General features: G+C 70.7%; 1 pseudogene. It reads right to left on the bottom strand.

The features are described from left to right. A pseudogene (locus tag A5636_RS25390) lies at positions 1-601 on the bottom strand (DUF222 domain-containing protein); the annotation flags it as partial. Positions 602-607 lie beyond the last annotated feature (6 nt).

The raw sequence follows: 607 nt of genomic DNA, 5'->3' as shown, positions 1-607 counted from the left end.
ACCCGGCGGTCACTTCCCGCCAGCGAGGAAGTTCAGCCTGGTCAAAAGTGCGGTCGTCCGCGCCGCCCAGCGGTGTGGTGGGTGGGTGTGCCAGTGACCCGGGAGTGAGGGGTTGGCCGTCGTCGTCGGTGACTAGGAGTTGGTGGGCGGGTCCGGTGATGGTGATCAGGCCGCGGTGGTGGGCGCGGTGGTGGTAGGGGCAGAGCAGGACCAGGTTGTCCAGGTCGGTGGGGCCGCCGTTTTCCCAATGGGTGATGTGGTGGGCGTGCAGACCGCGGGTGGCCCCACAGCCCGGGACCGCGCAGCGGCCGTGTTTGCGGTGTTCCAGGGCGCGGCGGAGCCGGCGGCTGATCTCGCGGGTGCTGCGCCCGGAGCCGAGGGGTTGGCCGTCGCGGTGAAACCACACCTCAAAAGTGGCATCGCAGGTCAAGTATTGGCGTTCGGCTTCGGTGAGCAGCGGACCCAGGTGCACGGCGGCCGCGCGCTGGTCCACATCGAGGTGGACCAGGACGGTGGTGTGCTGGCCGTGCGGGCGGCGGGCCACCTCGGTGTCCCAGCCGGCCTCGATCAGGGCCAGGAACGCGTCGGCGGTGCCCGGCAGCTGCTA

It is taken from the genome of Mycobacterium asiaticum (assembly GCF_001673315.1).
In the GTDB taxonomy this organism is placed as follows: domain Bacteria; phylum Actinomycetota; class Actinomycetes; order Mycobacteriales; family Mycobacteriaceae; genus Mycobacterium; species Mycobacterium asiaticum_B.
The sequence above is the reverse complement of the archived record's forward strand: the minus strand, read 5'-3'. Positions and strand labels throughout refer to the sequence as shown.